The sequence below is a fragment of the Bosea sp. F3-2 genome (genome assembly GCF_008253865.1).
Classification (GTDB): Bacteria; Pseudomonadota; Alphaproteobacteria; order Rhizobiales; family Beijerinckiaceae; genus Allobosea.
Map to the genome: position 1 here is coordinate 4,261,823 of NZ_CP042331.1, position 13,768 is coordinate 4,275,590.

A 13,768-nucleotide genomic window follows, 5' to 3' on the forward strand; every position below is an offset into this window, starting at 1 on the left:
TTGGATACCTGCATTCCAATAGAACCTATCTGACTATGCCACGCCGCCCCGTAAAGAAGGCACTTTCGCGCGACATGGTCACCTCCGGGAAACCGCCATGCTGAAACGTCCCGACCCTTTCCAGGCGCTGTGCCCGACGCGGCGCGTGCTCGACCGCATCGGCGACACCTGGGCCGTTCTGATCCTGATCGCGCTTGACGATGGGACCCTTCGCTTCAACGAGCTCCGACGCCGGATCGAGAACATCTCGCAGAAGATGCTGTCACAGACGCTGAAAAGCCTCGAACGCGACGGGCTCGTCCGGCGCGAGGTCTTTCCGACCGTGCCGGTTACGGTCGAGTATTCGCTAACCGAGCTCGGGCGGACGCTGTCACAGACGGTGCACCAGCTCACGCTCTGGGCCGAAGCCCATATCGAGGAGGTCGAGGAGGCCCAGCGGCGCTATGATCGCGGCTTGTCGCCGGCGGCAGGCGGCCTCATTCCGATTCCGCTCAGCTCCCGGTAAGCGGCTTGTCCGCAGCGAAGAAGCCGCTCCAGAGATCGGGCGGCAGATCGCCGTCGAGAATCTCGCGGGCCTTGAAGGCATCGGGCTTCAACTTGTCGAGATCATCCCATTCGACCGGCATCGCCAACGTCGCCCCGGGACGGGCGCGGGTCGAGTAGGGGGCGATCGCCGTCGCGCCGCGGCCGTTGCGCAGATAGTCGATGAAGATGCGGCCGCGCCGCGCCTTCTTCGACAATGTCGCGGTGTAGAGCTTCGGCTCGGCCTGCTCCATCGCCTTGGCGAAATCGCGGGCGAAGCCGCGCACGCGCTCCCAGTCGGCCTTCGGTTTCAGCGGCAGCACGACATGGAACCCCTTGCCGCCGGAAACCTTGAGGAAGCTGTCGAAGCCGAGGTCATCGAGATGGCGGCGGACGGTCAGCGCGGCATCGCGGACGCGCTCGACTGGCACGCCCGTATCGGGATCGAGGTCGAAGATGATCTGGTCCGGCGTCTCGATGGCGTCCATGGTCGCGCCCCAGACATGGATCTCGACAGTGCCGAGCTGGACGAGCGCGGCGAGTCCATCGAAATCCTCGATATAGATCAGCTCCTCACCGTCGGAATCCTTCCGGCGCCTGACCGCCTCGTGCAGGCCCGGCCCGGCATGCTTCTGGAAGAAGCGGGAGCCCTCGATGCCGTTCGGGGCGCGCACGAGGCTGAGCGGGCGCCCCACGACGAAGCGCTGCATCAGCGGCCAGATTTTCGCGTAGTAGGCGAGCAGATCGCCCTTGGTGAAGCCGATATCCGGCCAGAGCGGCTTGTCCGGGCTCGACAGTTTCACGATGGTCTCCACCGGCGCCACATTTTTGGAAGAAGGCGGGGCAACCTTGCTGCTTCTTGTCTTCTCCGGCGCCGGTTTGGCCGGCAGCTCGGCGACGATCTCCCCGGCCGGCTTGTCCTCGCGCAACCCTAAGAAAGAAGCGTGGCGCAAGGTCTTGGAAGCCGTCCAGGCCCGGAACTCGACCTCTGCGACCAATTCGGGCTTCACCCAGACGACACCGCGCTCGCGGGCCGCCGCGCCCTTGAAGGGCGAAGTATCCGTTGCGAGCCTGTCGAGCTTCGTCTTCAGCGAGGCCGCCGAGGTCGCGGTGAAGCCGGTGCCGACGCGGCCCGCGGGCTTCAGCTCGCCATCCTCGTAATAGCCCGCGACGATCGAGCCGAGCTTGCGCGGCGAGGCCTGCGAGGAGACGTAGCCGGCAATCACGAACTCCTGGCGCTGCGTGCATTTCGACTTGATCCAGTCGCTCCCGCGCCCGCTGCGATAGCGGGCGTCGGCCCGTTTCGAAACCACGCCTTCAAGCCCCATGCGGCAGGCATGGGTCAGCATGGTCTGACCCGGCTCGACGAAGTGCTCGCTGTAGCGCAGCGGCCCATCGGCCGGGCTGCCTTCCAGGAGGTGCTGCAGTCTTTCCTTGCGGGCGAGCAACGGTTCGTCGCGCAGATCCTCGCCGTCGAGATGGAGCAGATCGAAGGCGAAATAGACGAGACCGCCGGCCTTTCCCTCCGAGAGCGCCTGCTGCAAGGCGGAGAAGGACGAGATGCCGTTGCTGCCGAGCGTCACCAGCTCGCCGTCGATCAACGCGGTCTCGCAGGGCAGGCCGGCCAGCGCCGCGACGAGCCTCTTGCCGAAGCGGGCCGTCCAGTCGAGGCCGGAGCGCGTCAAGAGCTTGACCGCACCATGGTCAATGCGGGCTTCCAGCCGGTAGCCGTCGAACTTGACCTCGTGCAGCCAGTTCTCGCCAGTCGGCGGCTTATCCTGCAAGGTCGCCAAGCAGGGCTCGACGAAGGATGGCAGATCCTCCTCGTCGCTGCGCCGCTTCGCCTTGCGGGCTGGTTTGGCCGCGGCAGCGGCCTGCTTCGCCGGCTTGGTCGTATCCCAAACGGCCCCCCTTGCTTCGTCGGCACCGATCTGTTCGACCGACAGGCCGGATTTCACCGAATTCGGCTCGGTTTCGAGAATGTCCTCGTCGGTGCGGGCGAATTCGTCCTCCGACTTGATCAGCAGCCAGTTGTCGCGCTTCTCGCCGCGCCGGGGCTTCAGCCGGACGAGATGCCAGCGGCCATGCAGCTTGTGCCCCTCCAGCATGAAGGCGAGATGGCCCTTCTTCATGCCGGCGGCCGGATCGCCTTCCGGAATCCACTGGCCCTCGTCCCAGACGATGACCGAGCCGCCGCCATATTGGCCGGCGGGAATCGTGCCCTCGAAGCCGCCATATTCGAGCGGGTGATCCTCGACATGAACAGCGAGGCGCTTTTCGGCCGGGTCGAGGCTCGGACCGCGCGTCACCGCCCAGGACCAGAGCACGCCGCCATGTTCGAGCCGGAAATCATAGTGCAGGCGCCGGGCTGCGTGCTTCTGGACGACGAAGGCGCCGCCTTTCGCGGCTTTCTTCCCGGCCTTGGCGCCTTTCGGCTCCCGGGTGCGAGAGAAGTCGCGCTTGGAGCGGTAGAGATCGAGCGTGGACATCAATCCTCCTCGGGGTCCGTCTGAAATGCGCAGCCCTCGTCCTGCGCTCAAAAAAGGAGCGCGCGTCATCCCGGACGGAGCGAAGCGTAGATCCGGGATCCATGCCAGAGCATCTCCCCTTGGTGCTCTGGCATGGATCCCGGGTCTCCCTTCGGTCGCCCGGGATGACCCGGTATGAACGAACGCTCGACCAGATTTCTCGTACCTCGCCTGTCACGGCGCTCAGGCGCTCTTGCGTGCCTTGCTCGCGGAGCGCTTGGTCGCCTTGGCGGATTTCGCCGATTTGGAGCCGGGTGGCGGCGCGGCCTTGCCGCCGCCCTCGCTTGCGAGACTCTTCTTCAGCGCATCGAAGAGGTTGACGACATTGGCCGGGCGCTCGGCCGCCTGCACGACCGGCGGCTTGCGGCCCCTGCGCTTGGCCTCGATCAGTTCGAGCAGCGCATCCTCGTAACGATCCTCGAAACCGGAGGGGTCGAAGGCGGCCTCCTTCTTCTCGATGATATGCGTGGCGAGGTCGATCAGCTCGGGATCGCTCTTCTGCTTGCCCAGCCCCTCGAAGATCTCCGCGGGTTTCCGAACCGTCTTGTCGTAGCGCAAAGTCGTCAGCAGCAGGCCCTTGTCGAAGGGCTCGATCATCACCGGCCGCTCGCGGCGATAGAGCACGACGCGGGCGATGCCGGCCTTCTTCTGCTTCGCCATCGCCTCGCGGATCACGGCGAAGGCCTCCTCCGAGACCTCGTCGGCGGGTGTGACGTAATAGGGCGTGTCGAAATAGATCTGCGGGATATCGGCGCGATCCACGAAGCTCTCGATCGACAGCGTATGCGAGGATTCGATCTGGACAGCCTCGATCTCGTCCTCCTCGATCAACAGATACTCGTCGTCGCCGATTTCGTAGCCCTTCACCTCGTCATCATCAGCGACGGGCTTAGCCGTGACGCTGTCGATATATTGCCGCCGCACCGTGTTGCCGGTCTTGCGGTTGATGATGCGGAAGGAGACCTTCTCGCTTTGGCTGGTCGCGCCGGTGAGTTCAACGGCGCAGGAGACGAGCGAGAGCTTGAGATAGCCCTTCCAGGCGGGACGAGGCGCCATCAGACGACCTCCCCGGCGAGGAACCCCAGCCTCGTGCAGCAATGCCGGATGCAAACGGGCATGACGCGACCCCGCCGTCTGGAGTGACGATAGCGAGTCAAACCGGCGTCCGGCACTCCTGTTCCGCACGGCGCTGGCGTTTCCGGCGATTTCGTGTATATGCCCCGCATCCGGCCCGAAAAAGCCGGCTGCGCGACCCCTCCGCGATGAGGCGGATCGCGGATTTCGGACCTCGCTGGACGACATCCCGGCCAGGCCCGCCAGATCAACCCGAACAGAGGATATCCCGATGTCGATCACTGCCGAGCGCAAGACCGCGCTGCTCCAAGAATACGCCACCAAGCCGAACGACACCGGTTCGCCGGAAGTGCAGGTCGCGATCCTGACCGAGCGCATCAACAACCTGACCGGCCACTTCAAGTCGCACGCGAAGGACAACCACTCCCGCCGCGGCCTGCTCAAGCTGGTCTCGCAGCGCCGTTCGCTGCTCGACTACCTCAAGGGCAAGGAAGAAGCCCGCTACAAGACGCTGATCGAACGGCTCGGCATCCGCCGCTGATCGAAGGCTGAAAACCGTTTCCGCCCGGTGCGCCACGCTCCGGGCGGCTCCTTTTCGGGCGATGCCGCCATGGGCGGCGCGCCTGACTGCCGCGGCGGCCGCATGGGGCGGCCCTCCCGCGTGACCCGCCGGGCGCCGCAGACGTCCATGGCAGGATCGCCGAGCGCTCGGGCGCACCTCCTTTCCCACCCGAGCTTTCTGCCGTCTTGCCCATGGGCCTGAAGGCACCGGACGGGTCGAACCCGACCGAAAGATGAAACACATGTTCGACATCCAAACCGAAGAACTGATCTGGGGCGGCCGCAAGCTCGTCCTCGAAACCGGCAAGGTCGCCCGCCAGGCCGACGGCGCCGTGATGGCCACCTATGGCGAGACCGTCGTGCTCGCGACCGTCGTCTCGGCCAAGGAGCCGAAGCCCGGCTTCGACTTCTTCCCGCTGACCGTCAACTACCAGGAAAAGACCTTCGCCGCCGGCCGCATCCCGGGCGGCTACTTCAAGCGCGAAGGGCGCCCGAGCGAGAAGGAGACGCTGGTCTCCCGCCTGATCGACCGGCCGATCCGCCCGCTCTTCGTCGAAGGCTACAAGAACGACACGCAGGTCGTCGTCACCGTCCTGCAGCATGACCTCGAGAACGATCCCGACATCGTCGCGATGGTCGCCACCTCGGCCGCGCTGACCCTTTCCGGTGTGCCTTTCATGGGTCCGATCGGTGGCGCCCGTGTCGGCTATATCGACGGCGCCTACAAGCTCAACCCGACGATCGAGGAGGCCAAGGAATCGGTTCTCGACCTCGTCGTCGCCGGCACGCAGGACGCGGTGCTGATGGTCGAGTCCGAGGCGAAGGAGCTGACCGAGGAGGTCATGCTCGGCGCCGTGATGTTCGGCCACAAGCATTTCCAGCCGGTGATCGAGGCGATCATCCGCCTCGCCGAGAAGGCTGCCAAGGAGCCGCGCGACTTCAACCCGCCGGATGATACCGCCATTCTCGACGCGATCATGAAGACGGCTGAGGCCGATCTGCGCGCCGCCTACAAGATCACCGCCAAGGCCGAGCGCTATGCCGCCGTCGACGCGGCCAAGGCCAAGGTCATCGCTGCGCTCGTCTCCGAGACGCCGGACGGCGTGACCTCCTTCACCAAGGAGAAGGTCGGCGCCCAGTTCAAGGAAGCGCAGGCCAAGATCGTCCGCTGGAACATCCTCGATGACGGCACCCGCATCGACGGCCGCGACGTCAAGACGGTCCGCCCGATCGTGGCCCAGGCCGGCGTCCTGCCGCGCACCCATGGCTCGGCGCTGTTCACCCGCGGCGAGACCCAGGCGCTGGTCGTGACCACGCTCGGCACCGGCGACGACGAGCAGTTCATCGACTCGCTGGAAGGCACCTACAAGGAAACCTTCCTGCTGCACTACAACTTCCCGCCCTATTCCGTCGGCGAGACCGGCCGCATGGGCTCGCCCGGCCGCCGCGAGATCGGCCACGGCAAGCTCGCCTGGCGCGCCATCCACCCGATGCTGCCGGGCAAGGGCGAGTTCCCCTACACGCTGCGCGTCGTCTCGGAGATCACCGAGTCGAACGGCTCCTCCTCGATGGCCACCGTCTGCGGCACCTCGCTGGCGCTGATGGATGCCGGCGTGCCGCTGCGCGCGCCGGTCGCGGGCATCGCGATGGGCCTGATCCTGGAAGGCAAGCGCTTTGCCGTGCTCTCCGACATCCTCGGTGACGAGGATCATCTCGGCGACATGGACTTCAAGGTCGCGGGTACTGCCGATGGCATTACTTCGCTCCAGATGGACATCAAGATCGCCGGCATCACCGAGGAGATCATGAAGGTCGCCCTCGAGCAGGCCAAGGGCGGCCGCGAGCACATCCTCGGCGAGATGGCCAAGGCGCTCTCCGCCTCGCGCAGCCAGCTCGGCGAGTTCGCGCCGCGCATCGAGACGATGAAGATCCCGGTCGACAAGATCCGCGAAGTCATCGGCTCCGGCGGCAAGGTGATCCGCGAGATCGTCGAAAAGACCGGCGCCAAGGTCAACATCGAGGACGACGGCACCATCAAGATCGCCTCGGCCGACGGCAAGTCGATCGAAGCGGCGATCAAGTGGATCAAGTCGATCGTCTCGGAAGCCGAGCCGGGCGTGATCTATGACGGCACCGTCGTCAAGATCATGGAGTTCGGCGCTTTCGTGAACTTCTTCGGCGCCAAGGACGGCCTCGTGCACATCTCCGAGCTCGCCCCCAAGCGCGTCCAGAAGGTCCAGGACGTCGTCAAGGAAGGCGACAAGGTCAAGGTGAAGTTCCTCGGCATGGACGAGCGCGGCAAGATCCGCCTCTCGATGAAGGTCGTCGACCAGGAGACCGGCGAGGACATCACCGAGAAGCTCAAGGCCGAGCGCGAGGCCGAGAAGGCCCGCGAGAAGCAGGCCGCCGGCGAGTAATCGCTCACAGCCGATTCACGTGAAACGAGGCGCCCCGCATCAGCCGATGCGGGGCGTTTTGCTTTATGTGGACTGGACGAGGTTGACGTCGGCCGCCGTCGGGCTTGACCCGAGCATCTTCGGAAGGAAGGGGCACCTCTTCTTGCAAGAGATTCTCGGGTCTGCGCTTAGCTTCGCGCGAGAATGACGGCCTGCCTCCGGGGAGGTGACGCGCCGCGACCAATAGTCTAGACATATGCCGCCTCATGGAGACCGGCATGTCCGACCACCGCATCGCCTCGTTCGACGACCTCGCCCGCGCCTACTCCAACCCGATCGCACCGGCCTCAGTCTTCAAGGAGATCGACCATGTCGACGAGAATTATGCAGAGCTGATCGCGGCTTCCCCGTTTTTCGTGCTCGCGACAGTCGGTCCAGAGGGGCTGGATTGTTCACCGCGTGGGGATTTGCCGGGCTTTGTCACGGTCCGGGACGCGAAAACGCTCCTGATTCCCGACCGAAAAGGCAATAACCGTCTGGATTCGTTGAAGAATATCCTGTCCGACGATCGAATCGGAATGCTCTTCCTCATCCCGGGATACGGTGAGACGCTGCGCGTGAATGGACGCGCCGAGCTTTCCTGCGATCCTGGGTTGTGCGCGCAGTTTGAGATGGCCGGCAAGCTGCCGGCGAGCGTGATGGTCGTCCATGTCGAGGCGGTCTACTTCCAGTGCTCGCGTGCGGTGGTACGGGCGGAGCTCTGGAATCCGGAGCGGCAGGTCGACAAGCGGACCTTGCCCTCGCCCGGAACGATCCTGCGCGACATCACGGCGCGCAACGCCGCCGTCGAGACCTTCGACGGCGAGGCCTATGACGAAGCGCTGCCCGCACGGGTCAAGGCGACGCTGTATTGAGGGGCGAGTTGGCGCGTCATGCTCGGCCTTGAGCCGAGCATCTCGTGACAAGCGGCCGTTGAATACCGAACCTGAGATTCTCGGGTCCGCGCGAAGCACGGCCCGAGAATGACGGCTGCTACAGGCTCACAGCAGCCCTTCGTTGCCCGACAGGGTCTTCAGGCTGACATCCGGCCGGGCGCCGATATGGGAGATGATCTCGGCCGCCGCCAAAGCGCCAAGGCGCAGGCAGTCGCGGGTCTCGCGGCCCGAGGTCAGGCCGAAGAGGAAGCCGGCGGCGAAGAGATCACCGGCGCCGGTCGCATCGACCACGCGCTCGACCGGGAAGACCGGCTCCTCGATGATGCCGTCCGGCGTCACTGCCAGCGCGCCCTTCTCCGAACGGGTCACGACGGCAAGGATGTTCTCCGAGCGCAACCAGGACAGGGCCGTGTCGAAATCCGAGGTTTCATAGAGGCTCTTCAGCTCGTGCTCGTTAGCGAAGACGAGATCGACCATCCGGTTGCGGATCAGGCCGATGAACTCGTGGCGGTAGCGGTCGACGCAGAAGGAGTCGGACAAGGTGATAGCGACGCGCCCGCCCGCCCTATGAGCGATCTCGGACGCCTTGCGGAAGGCCTCCTTCGCCGCCGGCGGATCCCAGAGATAGCCTTCGAGATAGATGATGTCGGCGTTCTCGACGGCCTTCTCGTCGACGTCGGCGACCGAGAGACCCTGGCAGGCGCCGAGATAGGTGTTCATGGTGCGCTCGCCATCGGGCGTAACGATGATGAAGGAACGCGCCGTGGCCGGGCCTTCCGCCGCGTCGGCGGTGCCGAAGGCGACGCCGAGCGAGGTCAGGTCATGGCGATAGAGCTTACCCAGTTCGTCGGCCTTGACCTTGCCGATGAAGGCGCCCTTGCCGCCGAAGGAAGCGAGGCCGGCGATGGTGTTCGCCGCCGAGCCACCGGAGATGATGCGGGCCGGACCCATCGCCGCATAGAGCGATTCCGCGCGGGCCTCGTCGATCAGCATCATCGCGCCCTTGGTCAGCTTCTGGGCGGCCAGGAAATCCTCCTCGGCCGAAGCCAGGACGTCGACGATGGCGTTGCCGAGGGCGAGGACGTCCGTACGGGTCTTGGTCATGAACTGTCTTGTCCGGAATTGCGCGGCCGAAGTGCCGGAAAGGAAGGTTTCGGCGTGTCGCATCCACACGCGACGGGGTCAAGCGGCCTTGCTCAACCCCGTTCCCGGCGCAAGGCGGCTTCGTCGAGGACCGCCGCGAGGCGACGCAGATCCTCGCCGTCGAGCTCGCCGATCTCACGGGCAAGGCGGTTGGCGAAAAGTGTCGCCTCGGGATCGAGGCCAGCTGTATCGACGGTGACGCGCGGATGCGAGAGATCGGCGAGGCGGACGAGTTCGTCGGCCTCGTCCCAGATGATGCCGAGCAGATGAATCGTGCCCTGGATCAGGGTGAAGGTCGGACGGCCGCGCTTGCCGTGCTCCAGCGCCGAAAGATAGGCAGGCGTGACACCAAGGCCTGCCGCCATCTCGGCAAGGGTGAGACCACGCCGCTCCCTGAGTTCGCGCACGCGCCGGCCGAAGGGCGTCACGGCCCGTGCTCCCTGAGGCGCCGGAGCCGCACATAGAGCGCGCCGGATCCACCATGTCGCTGCTCGGCCTCCTCGAAGCCAAGAACGAGCGGGCGCAGCTCCGACAGCCTGAGCCAATGCGGCACCATGCGACGCAGCACTCCGCGTTCCTCGCCGAACAGCGCCGGCGCCGGACCGCCCTTGCCGGTGACAATAAGGGCGAGGCGGGTGCCGCGTGCCTGCTCTCGACGCAGGAAGCTATGCAGGGCCAGATGCGCTTCGTCCTGGCGCATGCCGTGCAAATCGATCGAGGCCTCGACCTCCTGCCGGCCGCGCCGCAGCTGCGTGCGCAGGCGGCGCTCGATCGGTGCGAGCGGCGGGGCAGCCGGCGGCACCGCTTTGGCCGAAGCCAGGGTTGCGACGACAAGGACGGACGTCTCGGTTGGAGCAGGAGCCGTAGCAGGCGGAACCGGCTCCGGCTCGATCGGTGCCCGGCCAGGCAGCGGCTTCACCGAACGCGCCACCTGTCGCCAGAGCGCGATATCGGCCTCCGTCAGTGTCTTGCCCCGGCGCGACCGCATCTCAACGCGGCCAGAGCACGGTGAAGGCGACGGGGTGGCGGATCAGCCCGGCGCGATGGCCGGCTGTCGGGCCGGAGCCGACGAAGAGATCCATTCGGGCGGGGCCGAGGATGGCCGAGCCGGTATCCTGCGCGATCATCAGCCGTGCTAGGCGCTCATCACCGCCGGTCCCGTCGGGAATCGTCGTGTCGATCCAGACCGGCAGACCATAGGGCCAGGCCGTGCGGTCAATGGCGATGCTGCGCAGCGGCGTAAGCGGCAGGCCGGCGCCGCCGATCGGCCCGCTCTCCGCCGGCAAGTCGTCGCGACGGGCGAAGAAGACGAAGGACTTGTTCAGGCGGATGAGGTCGCGGGCAAAGATCGGGTCGGCCTTCAGCCGGGCGATGAGCCGGTCCATCGTCATCTGCTCAGGCGGGATGTCCTCGCGCTGGCTGAGCACGCGGCCGAGCGACGTATAGGGATGGCCGTTGCGGCCGGAATAGGTCAGCCGGGTGACGGAACCATCGGGCAGGCGAACCCGGCCCGAGCCCTGCACCTGCAGCACGAAGCGATCGACCGGATCACGCAGCCAGAGAATCTCCAGCCCCTGCCCGTCGAGCGCACCGGTCTCGATCGCGCTGCGGTCCGGAAAGGGTTCGAGCCCCTTTTCGGTGCGGCGCGCGGCGGACAACGTCTTGTCCACGCCTGGCCAATCATCCTCGGGGAAGCGCGTCACGAGGTCCTTGGGCCGATCATAGAGCGGCGTCGGGAAGGCATCGGAGCGGGTCAGCGAGCCTTCGAACTCGGGCTCGAAATAACCGGTGGTGAAGCCGGTATCCGCACCCGGCGGCTGGATGCGCCAGAAGCTGAAATGTCGTTCGAAGAAGCCGCGCGCCTCGTCCCGGCCGACCTCGCCCTTCGCGGCCAGCGCCTTCGCCTTGTCGCAGGCGGCGGCGAAGCTGTCGGGCAAAGGCACGGCCTGGCGCAGCGGCGGATCAGCCATGCAGCCGCGCGCAAAGATGGCGAAGGCCCGGGCGTGATCGTCCCGGGCCCAGCCATCGATCTCATGGGGGCTGAGCTGCTCGGCCCGGACGCCGTCCGGCAGGGGAAAGGGGGCAGCCATGGCGGTCACCGATGCAAGCCCGACCGCCGCCGAAAGCGCCAGCGCGATCCCGGCGCCACGATTCACGCGGCCGATTCGGTGGCGACCAGCATCCAGTTCGGATCGCGGCTGCCGAGCTGACGCGAGAAGGTCCAGATGTCATTGACCTCGGAGACCTGATCGGCGCTGCCGTCGACGACATGGCCCTGCAGGTCGCGGGTGACGCTGATCAGCTGCGAAATGAAGGCGATGGTCACCTGGGCGGTCTTGCCCTTGACCTCGACCGCCGCGAGATCGGCCTTGTCGATCGAGACGAAATTCGATTCCGCCTTCTCGCCGCGCTTCTCGCGCTCGGTGATCGCCTGCTCGAAGCCGTCATAGACGTCCTTGGCGAGAAGGCCCTTCAGCATCTTGCGGTCGCCGCGCGCGAAAGCCGTGACGATCGCCTCATAGGCTGCCTTGGCGCCGGCGACGAAGGCATGCGGATCAAACCCCGCCTCCTGACGGATGATCGCCTCGATGCCGGCGCTGATCGGCGAATCCGCGGGAGCGAGATCCTTCCAGCGCTCGGCCACCGGCTGCTCCGCGGCGACGGGATCGTTGGCCGCGCCTGGCAGCCTGATCACATTGTCGCGCTGCTCCGGGGCTTGCGGCTGGTCCGCGCGCATCGGCGGGGTCTCGCGACGCGCAAACGGGTCCTTGGGCTGCTCGTTGCCGGTCTTCTGGCCAAGCACGGAGCGCAGCTTCCAGGCGACGAAAACGGCCAGAGCCAAGAAGACCAGAGTCGTCATGTCGAAGGAATTTTGCATCGAAGGCTGACCCGCGGCTCCCCGTCATGGCTTGCAGCCTTTCCGCGCAGTCGCGGCAGGCCCTAGCCGTCATATGGTAAGACAGGCTCGTAACATCCACCCCCCACCTTGTGAAGGCGACTTCTTGTGCCGATCCGGCGTCCATGATAGCCGACGCGCGCGTCGCTCCGGAACATGGGGCGCAGTCCCGAACGCCGGCAATGGCGCGGGATTTCCCGAGACAGCCTGCCAGAACAAGATGGGACCGATGGCCAACGAACTCCCCAACGGAAATGGCACGGATGCTGCGAACGCCGCTCCGAGCCTCAACGCGCTAGTCCAGTACACCAAGGATTTCTCCTTCGAGAACCCCAAGGCGCCGCGTTCGCTCGCCCAGCAGGAGGCGCAGCAGGGCCCGCAGATGTCGCTGCAGGTCAATGTCGGCAGCACCGCGCTCGGCGACAACGACTACGAGACCGTGCTGCGCCTGGAAGGCAAGGCCGAGCTGAAGGGCGAGACGCTCTTCGCCTTCGATCTGAGCTATGCCGGCGTCTTCCGCCTGCAGAACATCCCGCAGGAGCACATCCACCCTGTGCTGGTGATCGACTGCGCCCGCCTGCTCTTCCCCTTCGCGCGCCAGATCGTCGCAGAAGCGGTGCAGAACGGCGGCTTCCCGCCCTTCTACATCCCGCCGATCGACTTCGCCTCGCTCTATCAGCAGCGCATGCAGGAGATGCAGGGTCAGCCCGGCGCCGCTGCCAACTGACGGCAGCTCAAGCCGCTGCGAGAATCGGGAAAGGGCCCTTCCGGGGCCCTTTTTCGTTTGTTGCGGATCATTGTTGTCCTTGCGAAGCCCGCGACCTCTCTCCATGTCGCGTGAGCAACGGCGGACGCCCCCGGGAGGGACGCCCGCCTTTTCCGTATCTGATGGAGACCCGATGGACACCCTTCTGACGCTTGCCGCCGACCCCGCCATATGGGCCGCGCTCGGGGCATTGATCGCCATGGAGGTCGTGCTCGGCATCGACAACCTGATCTTCATCTCGATCCTGACCAACAAGCTGCCCGAGCATCAGCGCTCGAAGGGCCGCAGGATCGGCATCGGCCTGGCGCTGATCCTGCGCCTCGGGCTGCTCAGCACCGTCGCCTTCATCGTCACGCTGACCACGCCGATCTTTTCGGTTTTGGGTCAGGCCTTCTCCTGGCGCGACCTCATCCTGATCGCCGGCGGCCTCTTCCTGGTCTGGAAGGCGACGAAGGAGATCCATCACAAGGTCGATCCCGATCCGGACTCCGTCCTCACGGAGGGCGGCACCCGGGCGGTGACATTGAGCTTCGGCAGCGCGATCTTCCAGATCCTGCTGCTCGACCTCGTCTTCTCGATCGACTCGATCATCACCGCAGTCGGCATGACTGAGCATGTGCCGGTGATGGTGATCGCCGTGATCGTCGCTGTGCTGACGATGCTGCTCGCCGCCGACCCGCTGGCGCGCTTCATCGACAGGAACCCGACCATCGTGATGCTGGCGCTCGGCTTCCTGCTGATGATCGGCGGCACGTTGATCGCCGAGGGCTTCGGCGTGCACGTGCCGAAGGGCTACATCTACGCAGCCATGGCCTTCTCGGCCCTGATCGAGGCGCTCAACATGCTCTCGCGCCGGAAGGTGCGTTGAGGCTTCCGCCGACTCTGCGACGTCATTCCGGGCGCAGCGAAGCGGAGGCCCGGAATCCATCGTAAAGCTCAGCGCTCTA

13 protein-coding genes are annotated in these 13,768 nt (G+C 65.8%); 6 read left to right on the top strand and 7 right to left on the bottom strand.

The window, feature by feature from the left end; translation table 11 throughout:
* The first annotated feature begins 97 nt into the window (after positions 1–97).
* Entirely contained in the window at positions 98–505 is a 408-nt protein-coding gene (locus tag FQV39_RS19635; protein ID WP_210251118.1) for a winged helix-turn-helix transcriptional regulator, read from the top strand.
* Here the strand turns inward: FQV39_RS19635 and ligD are convergent.
* Both ligD and ku read right to left on the bottom strand, forming a co-directional pair.
* A complete protein-coding gene (gene ligD / locus FQV39_RS19640; protein WP_149131825.1) occupies positions 492–3,011 on the bottom strand; it encodes a DNA ligase D in 2,520 nt (839 codons plus the stop codon). The genes FQV39_RS19635 and ligD overlap by 14 nt on opposite strands.
* A 222-nt stretch (positions 3,012–3,233) precedes the next feature.
* Positions 3,234–4,106 (bottom strand): non-homologous end joining protein Ku, encoded by an 873-nt coding sequence (gene ku, locus FQV39_RS19645; protein ID WP_149131826.1) that lies wholly within the window; start codon positions 4,104–4,106, stop codon positions 3,234–3,236.
* A gap of 289 nt (positions 4,107–4,395) precedes the next feature.
* On the opposite strand from ku, the gene rpsO reads away from it, so the two are divergent.
* The 3 genes from rpsO (at position 4,396) to FQV39_RS19660 (ending at position 7,995) form a co-directional block, all read left to right on the top strand.
* The gene (rpsO, locus tag FQV39_RS19650; protein WP_149131827.1) at positions 4,396–4,665 is read left to right on the top strand and encodes a 30S ribosomal protein S15; all 270 of its coding nucleotides are present in this window, start codon (positions 4,396–4,398) and stop codon (positions 4,663–4,665) included.
* Between the two features lie 262 nt (positions 4,666–4,927).
* Entirely contained in the window at positions 4,928–7,102 is a 2,175-nt protein-coding gene (gene pnp / locus FQV39_RS19655) for a polyribonucleotide nucleotidyltransferase (RefSeq protein WP_149131828.1), read from the top strand.
* Between the two features lie 257 nt (positions 7,103–7,359).
* Positions 7,360–7,995: a pyridoxamine 5'-phosphate oxidase family protein gene (locus tag FQV39_RS19660; RefSeq protein ID WP_149131829.1), complete on the top strand. Its 636-nt coding sequence runs from the start codon at positions 7,360–7,362 to the stop codon at positions 7,993–7,995.
* A gap of 126 nt (positions 7,996–8,121) precedes the next feature.
* Here FQV39_RS19660 and FQV39_RS19665 read toward each other — a convergent pair whose 3' ends face one another.
* From FQV39_RS19665 to FQV39_RS19685, 5 genes are all read right to left on the bottom strand, one after another.
* Positions 8,122–9,120, bottom strand: a complete 999-nt coding sequence (locus FQV39_RS19665; protein WP_149131830.1) for an adenosine kinase — start codon at positions 9,118–9,120, stop codon at positions 8,122–8,124.
* 92 nt (positions 9,121–9,212) lie between these two features.
* Complete coding sequence (locus tag FQV39_RS19670; protein ID WP_149131831.1) at positions 9,213–9,587, bottom strand: helix-turn-helix domain-containing protein; 375 nt, start codon at positions 9,585–9,587, stop codon at positions 9,213–9,215.
* On the bottom strand, positions 9,584–10,147 hold the full coding sequence (locus FQV39_RS19675; protein ID WP_149131832.1) for a Smr/MutS family protein: 564 nt from the start codon (positions 10,145–10,147) through the stop codon (positions 9,584–9,586). Before FQV39_RS19675 ends, FQV39_RS19670 begins: the two co-directional genes overlap by 4 nt.
* Position 10,148: 1 nt before the next feature.
* Positions 10,149–11,315, bottom strand: a complete 1,167-nt coding sequence (gene mltA, locus FQV39_RS19680; protein ID WP_149131833.1) for a murein transglycosylase A — start codon at positions 11,313–11,315, stop codon at positions 10,149–10,151.
* A complete protein-coding gene (locus tag FQV39_RS19685) occupies positions 11,312–12,037 on the bottom strand; it encodes a Tim44/TimA family putative adaptor protein (protein ID WP_149131834.1) in 726 nt (241 codons plus the stop codon). The genes mltA and FQV39_RS19685 overlap by 4 nt, the downstream gene beginning before the upstream one ends.
* 247 nt (positions 12,038–12,284) lie before the next feature.
* On the opposite strand from FQV39_RS19685, the gene secB reads away from it, so the two are divergent.
* Together secB and FQV39_RS19695 are read left to right on the top strand one after the other, a co-directional pair.
* Complete coding sequence (gene secB, locus FQV39_RS19690) at positions 12,285–12,782, top strand: protein-export chaperone SecB (RefSeq protein ID WP_149131835.1); 498 nt, start codon at positions 12,285–12,287, stop codon at positions 12,780–12,782.
* Between the two features lie 172 nt (positions 12,783–12,954).
* Positions 12,955–13,689: a TerC family protein gene (locus FQV39_RS19695; protein WP_149131836.1), complete on the top strand. Its 735-nt coding sequence runs from the start codon at positions 12,955–12,957 to the stop codon at positions 13,687–13,689.
* Positions 13,690–13,768: the final 79 nt, after the last annotated feature.

Excerpts from the sequence above, each read along its gene's own strand:
- FQV39_RS19685 (WP_149131834.1), bottom strand. The coding sequence starts at position 12,037 with ATGCAAAATTCCTTCGACATGACGACTCTGGTCTTCTTGGCTCTGGCC.
- FQV39_RS19675 (WP_149131832.1), bottom strand. The coding sequence starts at position 10,147 with ATGCGGTCGCGCCGGGGCAAGACACTGACGGAGGCCGATATCGCGCTC.
- ligD (WP_149131825.1), bottom strand. The coding sequence starts at position 3,011 with ATGTCCACGCTCGATCTCTACCGCTCCAAGCGCGACTTCTCTCGCACC.
- secB (WP_149131835.1), top strand. The coding sequence starts at position 12,285 with ATGGCCAACGAACTCCCCAACGGAAATGGCACGGATGCTGCGAACGCC.
- FQV39_RS19665 (WP_149131830.1), bottom strand. The coding sequence starts at position 9,120 with ATGACCAAGACCCGTACGGACGTCCTCGCCCTCGGCAACGCCATCGTC.
- rpsO (WP_149131827.1), top strand. The coding sequence starts at position 4,396 with ATGTCGATCACTGCCGAGCGCAAGACCGCGCTGCTCCAAGAATACGCC.
- ku (WP_149131826.1), bottom strand. The coding sequence starts at position 4,106 with ATGGCGCCTCGTCCCGCCTGGAAGGGCTATCTCAAGCTCTCGCTCGTC.
- FQV39_RS19660 (WP_149131829.1), top strand. The coding sequence starts at position 7,360 with ATGTCCGACCACCGCATCGCCTCGTTCGACGACCTCGCCCGCGCCTAC.
- pnp (WP_149131828.1), top strand. The coding sequence starts at position 4,928 with ATGTTCGACATCCAAACCGAAGAACTGATCTGGGGCGGCCGCAAGCTC.
- FQV39_RS19695 (WP_149131836.1), top strand. The coding sequence starts at position 12,955 with ATGGACACCCTTCTGACGCTTGCCGCCGACCCCGCCATATGGGCCGCG.
- FQV39_RS19635 (WP_210251118.1), top strand. The coding sequence starts at position 98 with ATGCTGAAACGTCCCGACCCTTTCCAGGCGCTGTGCCCGACGCGGCGC.